We start from the raw sequence: 16,112 nt of genomic DNA, 5'->3' as shown, positions 1-16,112 counted from the left end.
ACGTCGATGGAACGACCGGCGATCGTACTGCTCAGCGGCGGTCTCGACTCGACGACGGTACTGGCCATAGCGAAGGACCAGGGGTTCACCCCGTACGCGCTTAGCTTCCGATACGGGCAGCGCCACAGTGTCGAACTCGAGGCGGCACGACGAGTCGCCCAGACGCTCGGAACAGCCGGACACAAGACCGTCGACATCGACCTTCGTGCCTTCGGCGGTTCAGCACTCACATCGGACATCTCGGTGCCCAAGCACGGCAACGTCGACGAGGTCGACGCGAGCAGCATCCCGGTGACCTACGTACCGGCACGCAACACCATCTTCTTGTCTTTCGCGCTCGCCTACGCCGAGGTTGTCGGCGCGACGGACATCTTCACCGGCGTGACCGCGGTCGACTACAGCGGCTACCCAGACTGCCGACCTGAGTACATGGCGGCGTACGAGAAGATGGCCAACCTCGCCACCAGGGCCGGTGTCGAGGGGGCGACCCCGCTCCGCCTCCACTCACCGCTCATCGAGATGTCCAAGGCGGACATCGTTCGTGAGGGCCTCCGCCTCGGAGTCGACTACTCGATCACCTCGAGCTGCTACGACCCCGACGAACAGGGACGGGCATGCGGTGGCTGCGATACCTGCCTGTTGCGGCTCAAGGGTTTCGCCGAGGCCGGTGTCACCGATCCCGTGACGTACCGAAACGTGAACGCATGACCTACTTCATCAAGGAAATCTTCTACACCTTGCAGGGTGAGGGTAGCCACGCCGGCCGCCCGGCCGTCTTCTGCCGCTTCTCCCGGTGCAATCTCTGGACCGGCCTCGAGAAAGACCGCTCCCGGGCGATCTGCAAGTTCTGCGACACTGATTTCGTCGGTACCGACGGTACGGGAGGCGGACGGTTCGCCACGCCCGACCAACTCGCTGACGCAGTAGAAGGAGTGTGGCCGTCGGGGGACAGAGACAATCGTTTCGTAGTGTGCACAGGAGGAGAACCGCTGCTGCAATTAGACGCGGCGGCTGTCGATGCCCTACACCGCCGCGGGTTCGAGGTCGCCGTAGAGACGAATGGCACCCGCGTCCCCCCACCCGGGGTGGACTGGCTCTGCGTCAGCCCGAAGATCGGGGCTGACCTGGTGGTGACATCCGGTGACGAGTTGAAGTTGGTCTACCCGCAGGCAGGTGGCGACCCTGCACAGTTCGAACACCTGGACTTCCGCTCGTTCCGGCTTCAACCTCTGGACGATCAAGACCAGGATAGCCACACCGAAGCGGCGGTTGAGTACTGCCTGAAGAACCCTCGCTGGTCGCTGTCGTTGCAAACGCACAAGTATCTGGGAATCCGCTGATGGAGATTTTCCGAGAGTTCACCTTCGAGGCCGCTCACCGGCTTCCCGAGGTGCCAGAGGGGCACAAGTGCGCTCGCCTCCACGGCCACTCCTACCGCGTGACGGTTCACGTGGAAGGTCCCGTCGACCCGCACGCCGGCTGGGTCATGGACTTCGGGGAAGTGAAAGCTGCGTTCAAGCCACTCGAGGAACAACTCGACCATCGCTACCTCAACGAGATCCAGGGGTTGGAGAATCCCACCAGTGAAAATCTGGCCGTGTGGATCTGGGACCGCCTGGTACCGCAGTTACCCGACGTGTCCGCTGTGACGGTCCGCGAGACCTGCACTTCCGGGTGCACTTATCGAGGACGGTGACGTGCACGACATACAGGCAGAAGTGGACGTACGCGGCATCGAGGTCGACCAGGTCGGCATTGCCGGGGTGCGGTACCCAGTGGTGTTCGATGACGGCATGACGAACCAGCGGAGCATCGCCGAGATTTCGGTGACCGTCCAACTACAGGCGGACCGCCGGGGCACACACATGAGTCGGATGGTCGCCCTCGTCCACGAACGCCTGCAGGCGTTCGACCCCCGAGACATGGCCCAAGTACTAAAAGTCGGTGCGGCCGAACTGGATGCCCCCGGCATTGCGGTGGTCCTCAGCATGCCGATCTCGGAAGCGACGTCCGCGCCGACCAGCGGATTGGAGTCCGTGTCCGTTCACGACGTGGAAGTGACCGGCATCTGGCAGGACGGCTCCTGTCAGGTGACCTCAGCGGTGACCTCAGAGGTCACCAGCCTGTGCCCCTGCTCGAAGAGTATTTCCGACTACGGTGCCCATAACCAGCGCAGCAAGGTCACCCTGTCGGTCACGGGCAGTGGGGACCACATGTACCCCCTGCCGGCGCTAGAGGCGGTAAAGATCATCCGTGGAAGCGGCTCGGCTCCGGTGGTTCCACTGGTCAAGCGCGTTGACGAGCGCACGCTCACGATGCAGGCCTACGACCATCCCGTGTTTGTCGAGGACATGGCGCGCGACATCTCGCTCACATGCCGCAGCCGTGGGTTGGCTCACGAGGTCAGGGTTCGTAACCTTGAAAGCATCCATAGCCACGATGCCGTGGCTCTGATCACCGGTTGACGGCGTACCCCAAAGCACTTTCGCGTGACCGCGACGGCCGCGAAGCCGTTGTCAAAGTCAGCCTGCTTCGAAAGAAGGATTCCGTGAAAAAGATCACTCCCAACGGGGTGATTCTGCTCGTCGCATACGTCGCCACAATCCCGTTGGCGAACCTCGTCGTAACCCACTTCGGCGCTGTCCCGGTCGGGTTCGGCTTCCTCGCTCCAGCAGCCGTCTACTTCGCCGGTTTGGCTCTGGTCCTGCGAGACCTGGCACGTGAAAGCGTTGGCCGGAGAGCAGTCCTGGGCGCCATCGTGGTGGGCACTGTCCTGTCCTATCTCTTGGCCGACCCCGCGCTCGCCACGGCGTCGGCCGTCGCGTTCGTAGTGGCGGAACTCCTGGACTTCGCGGTGTACGAACCGCTGCGGAAACGAGGACTCATCGTTGCCGTGGTTGGCTCGAACATCGTCGGTCTGCTGGCGGACAGCTTGATCTTCCTCAAGATGGCCTTCGGTTCCTTCGAGTTCCTGCCCGGGCAAATCATCGGCAAGGCATGGATGACCGTTGCCGCCGTGGTCGTCCTAGCGTTGCTCGGCCGCAGGAAGACTCTGGTCAACAGCAACGAGTAACCAGTCTGTCAGGGTGATGTAGTCACCGGCCGGTCAAAACAACTCGTCGGTGAGGTCGTCGAGGTCCGACTTTCGTAGAGGCCAGTTGGATGCTGGGCGCAGCAGACTCGCCGAAGTCTCGCAGACTCCACGGGGCGGCTGCACTCGGTCAGTTCGAGTGCTACAGAAGGCCGAGGGCGGCGTGTAGGCGGCCGGAGTCCATGACGCCCGGCTCGCCGTGGCTGTCGGGGAAGGCTGCGAGGAGGCGGATCAAGTCGCCTCGGCGGAATGGGTCTGCCGCAGCCTCGCGAGGGGTGTGGCCGGATAGCGCCGGGATGGGCTCGTCGAGCCACTTCTGCTCGTAATCGCGGACGAACTGGTCGAGGATGGCCCTGACCTCGGGGCCGGAGGCAGGCAACTGCTCGACGGATGGCCCGCGAACCGCGTCGTGCGCGGGCTTACGGGACTCGTTCACGACGGTGAGCTTCGGGTCGAACCTCCGGAGAACCGCGAGCACGCGGTCGACGCGAGCTTCGCTGTTGGCGTGCACCTTCAGGTCGTCGCCGTCGAAGCGGAGGGTGGCTCGGATGTTCTTCATGCCGTTGGTGGTGATGTGCTCGTGCCACGTGTCGCCGTCGCGCTCGTACGTCTTGGTCAGCTCCGCCGCGAGCGCCGCCGGGTCGGTGGTTCGGAGGGTGATCTCGCAGAGCACCAGTGGGTCGCATTCGGTGTTTTGCAGTACCGGCGGCGCGAATCGTCTCGTCAAGAAGGAAATCAGGGTGATCGGATCGGGTGACGAATCCAGGAGCGCGATGAGTTCGTCGCGCTCTTTCAGCGCTACCGGTTCGATGCCGCCGAAAAACTGCTGGAACTCACCCGTCGGCACGACCCGGCCGCAGACCAGCATGCCTGTCTTGAGCTGCCGGCTGGCCAGCCGCTCGCGCACCTGGTGGACGTCGCCCGTGCGGACGTCACGGACCGTACATTCCTCGCCCTGGCGGACCTGTTCGATCTCGTACACCGACCGGTCGACGAGTAGCCACTGCTCAGCGAGCAGCCGCTCATCCTCGGGCAGCAAGGCGCCCCGGGACGGCCAGGAAGTCGGCGAACGCGCCACCCTCGAACAGGACCACGTCCGCGGTCAGCGGGTCGTCCAGCGCATCGAGGAGGGCGTACGAACCGTCGGCGGCGAATTCGGCTCGGGCCTCCGCGGCCACCAGCATCGCGCTGCGCCACGGGCCGTCGCCGAGGAACAGGTCCGCCTTCTGGTACAGCCAGGACGCACGTTCGTCCAACGGCAGCGATTCGCGGTGCAGATGGCATTTCTTGTACTTGCGGCCGGACCCGCACCAGCACGGATCGTTGCGGCCGACGTCGGCGCGGAGCTCGACCTGGTACCGTTCGAGGAGCTCCACCAAGACGTCGTCGGACGGGAAGTCGGCGCGGCGCAGCAGGGCGAGCCCGCCGGCGTCGCCGCGATCACCCGCGAAGCGGGCAAGTGCGTACAGCGCCGGCGACCACTTCGGATCCAGCGACTCGGCAGCCTGGTAAGCAGCCTCGGCCGCGGCCAAGTCACCCAGCCTTTCGTGGGCCTGGCCTCGCAACCAGTGCAACGCCGGCTTGGCCGCGCGCGGCGCCATCGGCTCGAGTGACTCTGCGAACACCACCAGCGCCACCGCGCTCTCCGGGGCGGTCGCGGGGATCTCGGCCAGGACCGCCTCGGCGACCGCCACCTCGGCCAGGAGCGACACAGCCGCGCTGAACCCGGCAGCCACGACGTCGTCGCCGAGGCTGTCCGTCTCCCGCAACTCGGTGAATTTCTCGTACTGCGTGACGATCACCAGTACCGCGAACGCCGCTTCGTCGTCAAGGCCATGCTCTCGTGCGATCGCCGCCCGGCGCACACCCGCCCGCCACCGCGCGAAATCGAACCTGCCCGGGGCCAGCCAACCACGGGCCGTTACGGTACCCACTCGCACGGCTCAGGGCACTCCGGACCGCTAGCCTTTTCGCATGCTCGGCTTGGACAAGTTCGACCTCGAAGAAATCGGGACAGCCCTGCAGGACCAGACCGACTTCGAGTACTTCCACCTGGTCGACCCACGGACCGGCGAGATGGGGTTCTGGACCACGGACGGCGGAATCGACGGCGAGCACCCGGTCGATCTGGACGACCTGGATCTGATCGCGATCGAGCCGTTGCCTTCCTATGTCTGGTACCAGGACATGGCGGACTTCGCCGAAGGCATCAGTGACGAGCGGGCCGGCCAGCGGCTGGCGAGGGCCATCCAGGGCAAGGGCGTCTTTCGCCGCTTCAAGAACGAGTTGTACGAAGAACACCCGGAGCTTCTCTCCGCCTGGCACGCGTTCAGCGACGTCCGGGCGCGACGCCGTGCGGCCGAATGGCTGGCCGACAACGCGCTCGTCGACCGTGACACCGCCGACCGGTTCGCCGCCGAACATCCCGATCCTGACCTGCCCTGAGCAGGCCGTGTCAGAGGCCGGACCGTTCGAACCGCTCCAGCAGGCTCGGCTTGCGGCGGTGTTCGGCACGCAGGCCGGCGAAACGCTTGGCGAACGTCTCGGTTTCGCCGGTTCGAGCGCTCACGGCCTTGAGGTCGGCGAGCAGCACGACCGCGTCGTCGTAGCCGGCGGGCCGCTTGGACTCGATCAACGCGGCGACCTTGCGCCACGCGTTCTCCTCGTCCGCGGCCAGCGCCTCGAGCCGCGACTCCCGAGCCTCAGCGCGCGTTCGGTCCCTGAGCAAAGCCTCCGCCGCGGCACGAGCGGTCGCCACACCCTCCCGCTCGGTACGCACGGCCGACGCGGCCTCCAGCAGCTCGCCGACCGTGCGGGTACCGGCGGCGGGCTTACTGGCGAATTGACGCCGGAAGCGCCGACGCACTTCGGCCGCCACATGCGGATCACCGGTCACCGAGCGCACGAGCAGCGCGGCTTTTTCCTGCTGCGGCAACCCCTTGACGAACTCGGCGAGCTCGTCGTCGGAGCGATCGTTGCCCGGTCGGCCACTGGCTTGGGCGGCGACGGCCAGCAGGTCGTCGATCCGGAGGAACTCCGTCAGCGCGCGCAGCGAGCCGGTCAAGCGTTCAGTCCCGGTGGCACGGGCGGTTCGACTTCGTCCTCGTCGAGTTCGGTCTGGGCGGCGAGCAGCCAGCAAAGGTAGAGCGCGCGGTGGTCGCCGGCGGCGAGGTCCGCGCGGACCGGGAGCAGCTCGCCGAATCGGCGGGGCAGTAGCGCTGGGCTGTTTCAAGGTCGAGGAACTGTTCCAGGAGCTTGATCATGAGGCAGCGAGTGCCCCAGTTGGCGACATACAGGTGGGCGTCGAAGTACCACTCCATCGTGGTCAGCGGGATCGCCGTCGAAACTGCCCCAGTGGTTCATTCACTTTCGCGACTCCGCCAGATCCTCTGACGACCCCCACCGCGCTCCATAAGCCAACCCGGGCATCAGTCCGCGGAACTGCAAGTGCACCTCCCCCGACGAATCGACCGCCTGAGACCGGCCGCGGTACCCCGGATCCGACACATCCCTCTGGAACGCTCCGTCCAGCACCCAAACCCCGGAAGGCACAACCCGGCCAAACCGGACCCGCAGGTCGAACGAATCGCACGGTTGCCGAGGCACCGTCACCATGTACGGCCGCAACGACGACGGCCGGAACAGCATTGCCACCTCCCACGGCTCGCCCCGGGACAACGGGCGGGGCAGCTCCAGGCCGTACCCCCAGCGCGAGGACGTCTCCATCCCCCGGTCCACCAGAGTCCCTCCATAGAGAACAGTGGCTGACGGGCGTCCAGAGGGGAGTGACACCGCCAGGTCGAGCGACCGGAGCCCCTCCTGGTCGGCCACGATCCGACGGCGCTCGAGGACCAGCAGCTCGTCCAGCTCCAGAGCGATGGCCAGCGACGCCGTGTGCCAGTGGCCGCCGGGAACCGGCGGTGGTGAAGACGTCGACGAAGCCAGCTCCGCCAGCAGGTCGATCGCCTCGTCCACGCGGCGGCGGACCGTCCGGGGGTCACGGTCCACGCGCGCAGCCGCCCAGCGAACTCTGTCCTGGTACAGCGGCTGGCGGGCCTCCGCGCAGATCGCGAAGGCCGCCAGCGCCGCCAAGCGGAGGTCGTCCGGGAGGTGCGCCGCCAGTTCGGACAGGCGGCCCGACACCTTCTCCCGGATCGCCACCAGCCCGTCGTCGTCGGCCACCGAACACGCCGAGCGGAGCAGCGGCCCGACCCGGTCCTCGACACGGCCCGCCAGCCCGCGTCCCTTGCGCAGCGTCTTCAGCTCCTGGACCAGCTCGGAACGCTTCACGGTCCTTCTCCTTCAGTGCGTTTCCATGGTCGGCACCCCCTTTCAGGACAGAGTGCGGCCGGGCGGTGGACCGGAAGTGGACAGAACGTGCATCACCGAGGCGATCAGCGCCGTCCCCAGGCGGACGCCGTCGCGGCTCAGGTACGTGCGGAACGTGCCGATGCGGCCCAGTGCCTCTTCGTCCGCGTCGCCAACGCCGAACGTCACCACGCGGGGACGGCGCGGCCAGGCCGGGTCGCACAACGACGAGAACGCCGCCGGCCAGGTCACCGGGTCCGTCGGCTGGCCGTCGGACAGGAAGAACACCAGCGGCCGGTGCACCCGCACCCGGTGCGTCTCCAGCAGCCGGACGTCCGTGTCGATGGCCGAACGCAGGTACGCGAACACCGGGCCGAAGTTGGTGCCCGCGCACCGGCCCAGCGGCGGCAGCTCGGCGACCTCACCCGCGAGGTACAGCCCATGGACCGCCGCAGGCTCCTCCCCGAAGCCGATGATGCTGCAGAGCACGCGGTCGGCGATCGACGCGTCGCCGTGGACCGCCCCCCGGAACTCGCGCAGCCCCCTGTTCAGCTCGTCGATGTGGTCGGCCATCGACAGCGAGATGTCGCACGCCACGTAACACGGCAACACGTCGGACCCCATACCGGTTTCTCCTTCACCCCTGATACGACCGGCGGAGTCTGGCAACCCGGTGTGTATCGAACGTGCAAGAAATGCGGATTACCGAAACTCCAACGGCCGATTGCGCGACACCAATCGGGGACAGCAAGCTGACGCCGGGGAGGCTGTGTGGAGTTTCGGATGCTCGGCCCGCTGGAGGCGTGGCACGACGGCGTGCCGGTCCAGCTGGGTGACCAGCAGCAACGGTTCGTCCTCGTCGTGCTGCTCCTGAACGCCAACAAGCCCGTTTCGAGCGCCCGGCTCGCCGAGATCGTCTGGGCCGACCGCGAAGCCAAGCCCACCCTGATCCGCGGCTACATCAAGCGGCTGCGGGAGGTCATCGGGGACGCGACCATCGAAACCACCCCGACCGGCTACCTCCTGCGCATCGGGGACGACCAGCTCGACACCGTCCGGTTCGACCGGCTGCGCGCCGAAGCCGGCCGGACCGACGACCCGCGGCGGAAGATCGAGCTCCTGCGGGAAGCCGTCGGCCTGTGGCGCGGGCGGTTCCTCGAGGACATCGACATCGACCGCGTCGGCGGGCCCGAGGTCGCGCTTCCGGAGGAAAGCCTGCCCGACGCCGTCGGTGACCTCGCCGAGCTGGAGTTGGACACCGGCGACCACCGCTCGGCGCGCGACCGGCTGCGGCCGCTCGTCCGGTCCGACCCGGCCGGCCAGAAGCACGCCGAACTCCTCATGCGCGCCCTGATCGCCGGCGGCGACCGCGTCGGCGCGCTGCGCGTCTTCAACAGCACCCGCGACGCCCTCGCCGGGCTGCGCATGGAGCCGGGTCCCGTGCTCCGCAACCTCGCCGCGCGCGCCGAACACGGGGAACCACCCAGCTCCCTGCCGTCGCGGCCCGGCGAGTTCACCGGCCGCGCCACCGAAATCGCCATGATCGAGAAGGCCGCCGCGAGGGGGCGCCACGCCGTCTGGGTGAGCGGCGCGCCCGGCGTCGGCAAGACCGGCCTCGCCGTCGAGGCGGCGCACCGGCTGCGTGATCGCTTCCCCGACGGCCAGCTCCTCGCCCGCTTGAACGGCTTCACGCCGGGCGTTCCCGAGACCAGCGTCGGCGACGCGCTCACCGAGCTGCTGGTCGAGCTCGGCGTGCCGACCGAACAGATCCCGGCCACCGTCGGCCGGAAGGCCACGCTCTACCAGACGACGTTGTGGGGCACGCGCACGCTCGTCGTGCTGGACAACGCCGCGACACCGGAGCAGATCCGGCCGCTGCTGCCGGAGGCCGACGGCTGCCTCGCCGTCGTCACCAGCCGGCGGATGGGCGACGCGGACACCGGGGAGAACATCCGGCTTTCGCCGCTGCCGCCGGAAGAAGCGGCCGAGCTGTTCCACGCGCTGACCGAACCGCCGCGGGTGCGCGGACGGGCGGCCGAAGTGGCGCTGATCGTCAAGCGCTGCGGGTACCTGCCGATGCCGATCCGGGTGGCGGCCGCGCTGTTCCGGCGGCACGACCGGTGGCCGCTCGATCACCTCCTCCGGCTGCTCGAGGAGAACGGCCCCTGGGGCGCGGACGACGAAGACGGCATCGCCGCCGTCCGGGTGTCCTACCAGCAGCTCGGCGAACCGCAACGCGCCCTGTTCCGGCTGCTCGGCAGCCTGCCCGGGCCGGACGTCGACGTCGCCGGCGGCGCCGCGCTCGCCGGCTGCGACGTCGCCGAAGCCCGGCTGCTGCTCGACGACCTGCACGAGGTCAGCCTGCTGGAGGAAGCCGCGCCGGAGCGGTACCAGATGCTGGACCCGCTCAAGGAGTTCGCCGCCGTCGAGCCGGCACCCCGGCCGGCGCTGGTGCGGCTGCTCGACTTCTACCTCGTCACGCTGGCGGCCGCCGTCGGGGCCGCGTACCCCTTCGACCGGGCGCAGCTGCCCGCGTCCGACCGGTCCTGCGCGGTGACCCCGGACTTCGCCGACTCCGGCGCCGGGCTGCGGTGGATCGTCGCCGAGCGCGACAACCTCGTGGCCGCCATCCACTACGCCGCCCGGCACGACCTGCCCGAGCACACGTGGCGCCTCGCCGTGCTGCTGTGGCGCTACTTCAACACGACCAACCAGTTCGAGGACTGGATCGGCACCCTCGAACTCGCGTGGGAGATCGTCTCGGCGGATCCGGGCAACGACTACGGCCAGGCGCACGTGCTGCTGCGGCTGGCCACCGCGCACGATCGGCGCGGGCAGCTCGCGGAGGCGCTGGAGCTGGCCGCCCGGGCGCTGCCGAAGTGGCGCCGCCTCGGCGACCCGCGAGGTGAGGCGGCGACGCTGTGCGCGCTCGCGATTCCCACGATGGAGCTGGGGAAGCACGAGCAGGCGATCGCCCACCTCGAGGTCGCGCTGACGAAGTACGAGCAGACCGAAGACCGGCGGGGCGAGGCCCACGCGCTGAGCATGCTCGGCTACCTCAACGAGCTGCACGGCAACCTCGACGTCGCGCTGGGCCAGCACTCGGCGGCCGCGCGGATGCTGAGCGAAATCGGCCACGTCCAGGGCGTGGCGCACGCGCTGAACAACCTCGGGTCCGTGCAGGAGAACCTGGGCCAGCTTCCGGAGGCGCTGGCCAGTTACACCGACGCGCACGCGCACGCCGCCGAGGTCGGGGACCACTGCGTCGAGGCCTACGCGCTGAACAACCTCGGGAACGTGCACCGCAAGCAGGGGCGGTTCGACCAGGCGGTGCGCTACCACGACAAGGCTCGTGACGTAGCGGCGAACGTGCCGGACGCCGATCTGCGCATCCAGCTCTACCTCGACCGCGGGGCGACCGCGCTCGCCCGGGGTGCCCGGCGGGACGCCTTGACGGCGAGCAAAGCGGCGCTGGACCTCGCCGACGGCAGCGGAAACCGCGCGTACCAGGCGCGCGCGCACCGCGGTGTCGCCGAAACGCTCCACGCGCTGGGTGAGCACACGGGCGCCGTCCCGCACTGGACGGCCGCCGAAACCGGCTTCGACGCGCTCGACCTGCCGGAAGCCGGTGCGGTGCGGGACGAACGCGCCGCGCTGGACTGCGCCTGCGCCGCACGCTGACGCAGTCCGGGCCGGCCGGGGCCCGGCCGGCCCGGCGCACATCAACCGTGCCAGGGGTTGCCGTCGGTGCCCGCGGGCGGCGGGCCGCTGGTGGTGGGCGGCGGCGGGGTGGTGCCGTCGCCGTCCGCGAACGCCGCGCTGGACCCGATCAGCGGCGCCGCCGCGATGATGCAGAGGGCCAGGACCGGGCCGCCGATTCTGGCCAGCTTCTTGGGCATGGACATGACGAATCCTCCAAAGGAATGGGTGGTTTTCAGGGATTCCGGAGGATTTCCGGGCCCTGCACCCAGGATTCGTCAGGCGGCGTGCGTCAACAAGGCGTTTCCTGTTGCCTGCGGAAATAGGAAACAGTCACCTTTCAGGAAACAGAAAGGCGCCGGTGCACAGTACGGCGCCGGCCACGACGAGTGCGGTCGTCGTCGAGGTCGTGCTCAGGAGCGCGCCCAGGACGGCCACGCCGAGGACAGCGCCCGTCTGACGGGCGGCGTTCAACGCTCCCCCCGCCGTGCCCGCCAGTTCGGGCGGGGCCGAGCCCACCACCGCCGTGAGCAACGAGGGGATGGCCAGGGAAACCCCGAAACCCAGCAGCGCCAGCGCCGGCACCGACAAGGACGTGAATGCCTGGAGGAACACACCCGACGCCATCAGCGCGAAACCCGAGATCGCCGGGACGCGCGGACCGATCCTGGCCACCAGCCGGCCCGTGAAGATCGGGTTGAACGCCGTCGGGATCGTCAATGGCAGGAAAGCCAGGCCCGTGGCCGACGGCGAATAACCGCGCGTTTCCTGGAAATAGAGCGACAGCACGAACAACACGCCCGACAACCCGAAGTTCACGATCATGCCCGCCAGGAGCTTTCCGGAAAGCAGGGAAACCGGCAGCATCGCGCCCGGACGACGTTGGGACGCCACGAACACCGCGGCCGCCGCCAAGGACGGCAGGAGCACCCAGAATTCGGCCTCGACCAGGGCGTACGTCAATGTCGACAAAGCGGCTACGACCGAGAGCTGGCCGATCACGTCGAACCGGCGCGGCTTGGGCGGCGTCGCGGGGGCCGAGCGGGAGAGCACCAGGGCCACCAACGCCACCGGGACGTTCACCACGAAGATCGCGCGCCAGCCGAACGCCTGCGTCAGGAGGCCACCCAGGAGCGGGCCCGCCACCAGGCCCGTTCCGCTCACCGCCGCCCACATACCCATCGCTCTCGCTCGCGCGGCGGCGGAGGGGTAAGCCGAAGCGATCAAAGACAGCGATGACGGCACCAGCAGCGCACCCGCCACACCGAGCAAAGCGCGGAGGACGATCAACGCGATCGGCGAGAAAGCCAAGGCCGACAACAAGGACAGCACGGCGAACGACGTCAGGCCCGTGAAGAACACCCGGCGCGCGCCGAAGCGGTCCGACCACGCGCCGGCCGTCAAGAGGAACGCCGCGAACGTCAGCGTGTAGCCGTTCGAAATCCATTGCTGGTCCGATATGGACGGTGACAGCGCGGGAAGCGCCACCGTCACGATCGTCGTGTCCAGCATGACCAGGAAGTAGCCCAGCGAAAGGCCGGTGAGGAGTCTTGCCACAAGAAGAAGCCTGGACTCTCCGTGACACCGGCGGAAGCAGGCAGTTACGATGGCGGGTATCGGGAACGCCGATGGGGGCCGTCATGGAACTGCGTCACCTGCGCACCTTCCGCGTCGTCGCGCGGACGCTCAACTTCACGCACGCCGCCGCCGAGCTGCACTACGCGCAGTCCAGTGTCACCGAACAGATCCAGGCCCTCGAAGCCGAACTCGGGTCGCAGCTCTTCGACCGCGCCACCAGGAAGCTCACGGCCGCCGGGGAACGGCTGGCCGGGTACGCCGACCAGGTGCTCGAGCTGGTCGAGGAAGCCAAGGCCGCCGTCGAGGAGGAACGCGGCGAGCCCGAAGGCGACCTGACCATCGGGGCGCTCGAAACCCTGTGCACGCACTGGGTTCCGCCGATCCTCGCCGCTTACCGGGCGCGGTGGCCGCGCGTCCGGCTGTCCGTCAAGGAAGGCGGGCGCGGCGAGCTGTACCGAGGCGTCCGCGAGTCCGAAATGGACGTTTGCGTCACCTTCGGCGCCCCGCCGGACGATCCCGCGTTCGCCGGCCGGACGCTCGGCGAGGTGCCGCTCGTCGTCATCGCACCGCCCGGGCATCCGTTGGCGCTGAAGGAAGAAATCCGGCCTGACGACCTTCGCGGCGTCGGGTTCCTCGCCACGCCGAAGGGCTGCGGCTTCCGGGAGATGCTCGACCGGATCGACGGGCCGGTGGTCGGCACCGAGGTCGGCAGCCTCGCCGCGCTCGGGCGCTGCGTGGCCGCCGGCCTCGGGTGCGGCATCGTGCCCGCGATGGTCGACCACCCCGGCGCGGTCGCCGTCCCGCTGGCCGGGCGGACGACCGGCATCACCCTGACCTGGCGGCGGCGCGACGAGCACAAGCCGAGTGTCGCCGCGCTGCTCGCCACCGCCGGCGTCAGGGCTTGACCACCGCGCTCGGGCATCAGCACGGGAGTCACACGGGTCACTTGCCGAGCGCGTCCACACCGGCCTGGGCGAACGCCTCGTCCTGCGCCCCGGACGGCGCGCCGGCGACACCCACCGCGGCGATCGGCGCGGACCCCGCGGTCACCGGGACCGCGCCGGCCAGGAACAGCGTGCCGTCGATGTCCTTCAACGTCGGGGTCTGCTGCAGGCGGCCGACCAGCTCGGACGTCTTGGCGTTCCACGACACCGCCGTGAAGGCCTTCTGCTGGGCGGAGCTGTAGGACTGCGGGCCCGCGCCGTCGCCGCGCAGGGTCAGGACGGTGTTGCCGTCGCGGTCGACCACCGCGACCGACACGTGCTGGCCGGCCTTGCCCGCGGCGTCCAGCGCGGCCTGGGCGGCCTTCTGCGCGGAGGCGATCGACAGGTGCGACGTCTGGATGACGCCCTTGGAAGGGGCCGGGGCCGCGGTGGCCGACACGGCGCCGACGGTCGTGGCACCGACAGCGGCGAGGCCGGCGACGACGGCGGCGATCCGGGTACGGGTGGCGATCATGGTCTGCTCCTCGGGTCGATCGGGTTCGATGACTCCAGCTTCAGCCCGGCCCGGGGGTGATCCGGTCGTCGTCCCGGCCGACAACCGGGTCATCCGATCGGCTGATGCGCGGCCGTTCCGCCGGGCTGACGCTGGTGCCGGACCCGAAGGGAGCGAGCATGGACGGCATGACGGCCGAATCCGACGCGCGGTGGCTCGCCGCGGTCCTGCACTCGGCGTTCGTCCTGCTGGTGCTCGCTTCGGCGGTCCGCTTCCTGACGCGCCACGACGGCAACCCGCTCCAGCCCTGGGTGATCGTGTTCACCGCGGCGCTGGTCCTCGCGTACGGCGTGGGCCTGGCCTTCCGGCCGGGCACCCTGCGCTGGCTGACCGTCGTCCTGGCGCTCTGGATCGTCCTGGTGGTGCTCGCCCCCAGCTTCGCCTGGTCGGCCATCCCCCTGCTGGTCACCGGCCTGCGCACGCTGCCGGCCGGGCAGGCCCTCGCCCTGGTCGCCGTGATCACGGCACTGGTGGTCGTCTCGCAGAACCGGCTGGCCGACGGCTTCGACCCGAACCTCACCATCGTGCCGATCGCCATCGCCGCGGTCACCGCCGCCGTCATCACCTTCATGCGGCGGCAGGCCGCACGGCTGCGCGAGTCCGAGCGGCGAGCCGGCGTGCTGGCCGAGCGGCACCGGGTGTCCCGGGAGCTCCACGACGCGCTCGCGCAGGGCCTGTCCAGCCAGGCGATGCTGCTGCAGGCCGCCGACCAGGCCTGGGACCGGCCCGAGCTGGCCCGCGAACACGTGCGCGCCGCGCAGCGGGTCGGCGCGGGCAACCTGGCGGAGGCACGCCGGCTCGTCCAGGACCTCGCGCCCGCCGACCTCGCCGGCGCCACCCTCGAGGAGGCGTTGCGCGCCGTGGCCGGCCGGGCCGGGCTGCCGGTGGAGGTCCGCATCGACGGCGACGAGCGCCCGCTGCCGGAGCGCGTCCAGTCCACTGTGGTCCGGATCGCCCAGGGCGCGCTGGCCAACGCGCGTGAGCACGCGGGCGCGGGCAACGTCGTCCTCACGCTCACCTACCTCGACGACCAGGTCGTGCTGGACGTCGCCGACGACGGGCGCGGGTTCCTCGTGACCGAGCCCGAGCCCGGCGAACGCGGCCACGGGCTCCCGGCCATGCGGGTCCGCGCCGGGCAGCTCGGTGGCAGGCTGACCGTGGAGTCCGCGCCCGGCCAGGGCACGGTCGTTTCGGCCGCGATCCCGCTGGAGGCTGCTCCGTGACGATTCGCCTACTCGTGTGCGACGACCACGCCGTGGTCCGCGCCGGATTGCGGGCCCTGCTGGCGGCGGCGGACGGCATCGAGGTCGTCGCCGAGGCGGCCGGCGGGGAGGAAGCCGTCGCGACCGCCGCGGCCGTGCGGCCCGACGTCGTCCTGATGGACATCCAGCTCGGGGACGGCATCGACGGGATCGAAGCGACGCGCCGGATCCGGAGCAGCCCCGGCGCACCCCGGATCCTCGTCCTGACGACCTACGACACCGACGCGGACATCAGCCGCGCGATCGCCGCCGGCGCCACCGGGTACCTCCTGAAAGCCGGCTCGGCCACCGAGCTGTACGCGGCGATCGACGCGGCCGCCGCCGGGCGCACCGCGGTGTCCCCGCCGGTCGCCGACCGGATGATGGCCCAGCTGCGCGCCCCGCGGCCCACGCTGACCGGCCGCGAACTCGACATCCTCCGCCAGCTCGCCCAGGGGCTGGGCAACAAGGAGATCGCCCGCGCGCTGTTCATCAGCGAAGCGACGGTCAAGACCCACCTGAGCCGGATCTACGGGAAGCTCGAGGTGGACACGCGCTCCGGGGCCGTTGCGGTGGCCAAGGAACAGCGGCTCCTGGACTAGACGCCTTTGCCGCGAGAAGCGGCCGGCTGAGGTCTTCTCAAACGCCCATCGAGGTGGAAAGCTGCTCACCGATCGAGGGCCTGACCATAGGTCCGC

General features: G+C 69.5%; 18 protein-coding genes. 10 read left to right on the top strand and 8 right to left on the bottom strand.

What is annotated here, in order from left to right; all coding sequences use genetic code 11:
* The first annotated feature begins 6 nt into the window (after positions 1–6).
* The 5 genes from queC to AB0M83_RS18835 are packed head-to-tail and all read left to right on the top strand — an operon-like array spanning position 7 to position 3,073.
* Entirely contained in the window at positions 7–708 is a 702-nt protein-coding gene (queC, locus tag AB0M83_RS18855) for a 7-cyano-7-deazaguanine synthase QueC (protein ID WP_364518613.1), read from the top strand.
* The gene (gene queE, locus AB0M83_RS18850) at positions 705–1,340 is read left to right on the top strand and encodes a 7-carboxy-7-deazaguanine synthase (RefSeq protein WP_364518611.1); all 636 of its coding nucleotides are present in this window, start codon (positions 705–707) and stop codon (positions 1,338–1,340) included. The genes queC and queE overlap by 4 nt, the downstream gene beginning before the upstream one ends.
* Positions 1,340–1,696, top strand: a complete 357-nt coding sequence (gene queD, locus AB0M83_RS18845) for a 6-carboxytetrahydropterin synthase QueD (protein ID WP_364518609.1) — start codon at positions 1,340–1,342, stop codon at positions 1,694–1,696. Before queE ends, queD begins: the two co-directional genes overlap by 1 nt.
* Before the next feature lies 1 nt (position 1,697).
* On the top strand, positions 1,698–2,465 hold the full coding sequence (locus AB0M83_RS18840; RefSeq protein ID WP_364518607.1) for a GTP cyclohydrolase, FolE2/MptA family: 768 nt from the start codon (positions 1,698–1,700) through the stop codon (positions 2,463–2,465).
* Entirely contained in the window at positions 2,462–3,073 is a 612-nt protein-coding gene (locus AB0M83_RS18835) for a VUT family protein (protein WP_364518605.1), read from the top strand. The genes AB0M83_RS18840 and AB0M83_RS18835 overlap by 4 nt, the downstream gene beginning before the upstream one ends.
* A 160-nt stretch (positions 3,074–3,233) precedes the next feature.
* Here AB0M83_RS18835 and AB0M83_RS18830 read toward each other — a convergent pair whose 3' ends face one another.
* Together AB0M83_RS18830 and AB0M83_RS18825 are read right to left on the bottom strand one after the other, a co-directional pair.
* Positions 3,234–4,130: a hypothetical protein gene (locus tag AB0M83_RS18830; protein WP_364518603.1), complete on the bottom strand. Its 897-nt coding sequence runs from the start codon at positions 4,128–4,130 to the stop codon at positions 3,234–3,236.
* Complete coding sequence (locus tag AB0M83_RS18825) at positions 4,114–4,956, bottom strand: SEC-C domain-containing protein (protein ID WP_364518601.1); 843 nt, start codon at positions 4,954–4,956, stop codon at positions 4,114–4,116. Before AB0M83_RS18825 ends, AB0M83_RS18830 begins: the two co-directional genes overlap by 17 nt.
* Positions 4,957–5,065: 109 nt before the next feature.
* Between AB0M83_RS18825 and AB0M83_RS18820 the strand changes: the two genes are divergently transcribed.
* Positions 5,066–5,536, top strand: coding sequence for a UPF0158 family protein (locus AB0M83_RS18820; protein WP_364518599.1), 471 nt, complete (start codon positions 5,066–5,068; stop codon positions 5,534–5,536).
* Positions 5,537–5,546: 10 nt separating this feature from the next.
* Here AB0M83_RS18820 and AB0M83_RS18815 read toward each other — a convergent pair whose 3' ends face one another.
* The 3 genes from AB0M83_RS18815 to AB0M83_RS18805 form a co-directional block, all read right to left on the bottom strand.
* The gene (locus AB0M83_RS18815; RefSeq protein WP_364518598.1) at positions 5,547–6,155 is read right to left on the bottom strand and encodes a hypothetical protein; all 609 of its coding nucleotides are present in this window, start codon (positions 6,153–6,155) and stop codon (positions 5,547–5,549) included.
* 299 nt (positions 6,156–6,454) lie between these two features.
* Positions 6,455–7,381 carry a hypothetical protein gene (locus AB0M83_RS18810; RefSeq protein WP_364518596.1) on the bottom strand — a complete coding sequence of 309 codons (927 nt, stop codon included), beginning with the start codon at positions 7,379–7,381 and terminating at the stop codon, positions 6,455–6,457.
* Positions 7,382–7,423: 42 nt separating this feature from the next.
* A complete protein-coding gene (locus tag AB0M83_RS18805; protein WP_364518594.1) occupies positions 7,424–8,023 on the bottom strand; it encodes a hypothetical protein in 600 nt (199 codons plus the stop codon).
* A gap of 147 nt (positions 8,024–8,170) precedes the next feature.
* On the opposite strand from AB0M83_RS18805, the gene AB0M83_RS18800 reads away from it, so the two are divergent.
* Positions 8,171–11,080 (top strand): tetratricopeptide repeat protein, encoded by a 2,910-nt coding sequence (locus tag AB0M83_RS18800; protein ID WP_364518592.1) that lies wholly within the window; start codon positions 8,171–8,173, stop codon positions 11,078–11,080.
* Positions 11,081–11,121: 41 nt separating this feature from the next.
* On the opposite strand, the gene AB0M83_RS18795 is transcribed toward AB0M83_RS18800, so the two are convergent.
* Positions 11,122–11,304 (bottom strand): hypothetical protein, encoded by a 183-nt coding sequence (locus AB0M83_RS18795; RefSeq protein ID WP_364518590.1) that lies wholly within the window; start codon positions 11,302–11,304, stop codon positions 11,122–11,124.
* 127 nt (positions 11,305–11,431) lie between these two features.
* Positions 11,432–12,655, bottom strand: coding sequence for an MFS transporter (locus AB0M83_RS18790; protein WP_364518588.1), 1,224 nt, complete (start codon positions 12,653–12,655; stop codon positions 11,432–11,434).
* 83 nt (positions 12,656–12,738) lie between these two features.
* Between AB0M83_RS18790 and AB0M83_RS18785 the strand changes: the two genes are divergently transcribed.
* The gene (locus tag AB0M83_RS18785) at positions 12,739–13,581 is read left to right on the top strand and encodes a LysR family transcriptional regulator (protein ID WP_364518586.1); all 843 of its coding nucleotides are present in this window, start codon (positions 12,739–12,741) and stop codon (positions 13,579–13,581) included.
* A gap of 37 nt (positions 13,582–13,618) precedes the next feature.
* Here AB0M83_RS18785 and AB0M83_RS18780 read toward each other — a convergent pair whose 3' ends face one another.
* Positions 13,619–14,134: a heme-binding protein gene (locus AB0M83_RS18780; protein WP_364518584.1), complete on the bottom strand. Its 516-nt coding sequence runs from the start codon at positions 14,132–14,134 to the stop codon at positions 13,619–13,621.
* A gap of 104 nt (positions 14,135–14,238) precedes the next feature.
* Here AB0M83_RS18780 and AB0M83_RS18775 point away from each other — a divergent pair, with 104 nt between their 5' ends.
* Together AB0M83_RS18775 and AB0M83_RS18770 are read left to right on the top strand one after the other, a co-directional pair.
* The gene (locus tag AB0M83_RS18775; protein ID WP_364518582.1) at positions 14,239–15,396 is read left to right on the top strand and encodes a sensor histidine kinase; all 1,158 of its coding nucleotides are present in this window, start codon (positions 14,239–14,241) and stop codon (positions 15,394–15,396) included.
* Entirely contained in the window at positions 15,393–16,016 is a 624-nt protein-coding gene (locus tag AB0M83_RS18770; RefSeq protein WP_364518580.1) for a response regulator transcription factor, read from the top strand. The genes AB0M83_RS18775 and AB0M83_RS18770 overlap by 4 nt, the downstream gene beginning before the upstream one ends.
* Positions 16,017–16,112: the final 96 nt, after the last annotated feature.

Origin of the sequence: Amycolatopsis sp. NPDC051106 (assembly GCF_040682775.1) — a bacterium.
Lineage (GTDB): Bacteria > Actinomycetota > Actinomycetes > Mycobacteriales > Pseudonocardiaceae > Amycolatopsis.
Note: the sequence above shows the minus strand (reverse complement) of the source record. Positions and strands in the feature narration are given on the sequence as shown.

What these genes read in the sequence shown, in the direction of transcription:
- queC (WP_364518613.1), top strand. Translation starts at nt 7, where the DNA reads ATGGAACGACCGGCGATCGTACTGCTCAGCGGCGGTCTCGACTCGACG.
- AB0M83_RS18785 (WP_364518586.1), top strand. Translation starts at nt 12,739, where the DNA reads ATGGAACTGCGTCACCTGCGCACCTTCCGCGTCGTCGCGCGGACGCTC.
- AB0M83_RS18820 (WP_364518599.1), top strand. Translation starts at nt 5,066, where the DNA reads ATGCTCGGCTTGGACAAGTTCGACCTCGAAGAAATCGGGACAGCCCTG.
- AB0M83_RS18780 (WP_364518584.1), bottom strand. Translation starts at nt 14,134, where the DNA reads ATGATCGCCACCCGTACCCGGATCGCCGCCGTCGTCGCCGGCCTCGCC.
- queD (WP_364518609.1), top strand. Translation starts at nt 1,340, where the DNA reads ATGGAGATTTTCCGAGAGTTCACCTTCGAGGCCGCTCACCGGCTTCCC.
- queE (WP_364518611.1), top strand. Translation starts at nt 705, where the DNA reads ATGACCTACTTCATCAAGGAAATCTTCTACACCTTGCAGGGTGAGGGT.
- AB0M83_RS18795 (WP_364518590.1), bottom strand. Translation starts at nt 11,304, where the DNA reads ATGTCCATGCCCAAGAAGCTGGCCAGAATCGGCGGCCCGGTCCTGGCC.
- AB0M83_RS18805 (WP_364518594.1), bottom strand. Translation starts at nt 8,023, where the DNA reads ATGGGGTCCGACGTGTTGCCGTGTTACGTGGCGTGCGACATCTCGCTG.
- AB0M83_RS18775 (WP_364518582.1), top strand. Translation starts at nt 14,239, where the DNA reads ATGCGCGGCCGTTCCGCCGGGCTGACGCTGGTGCCGGACCCGAAGGGA.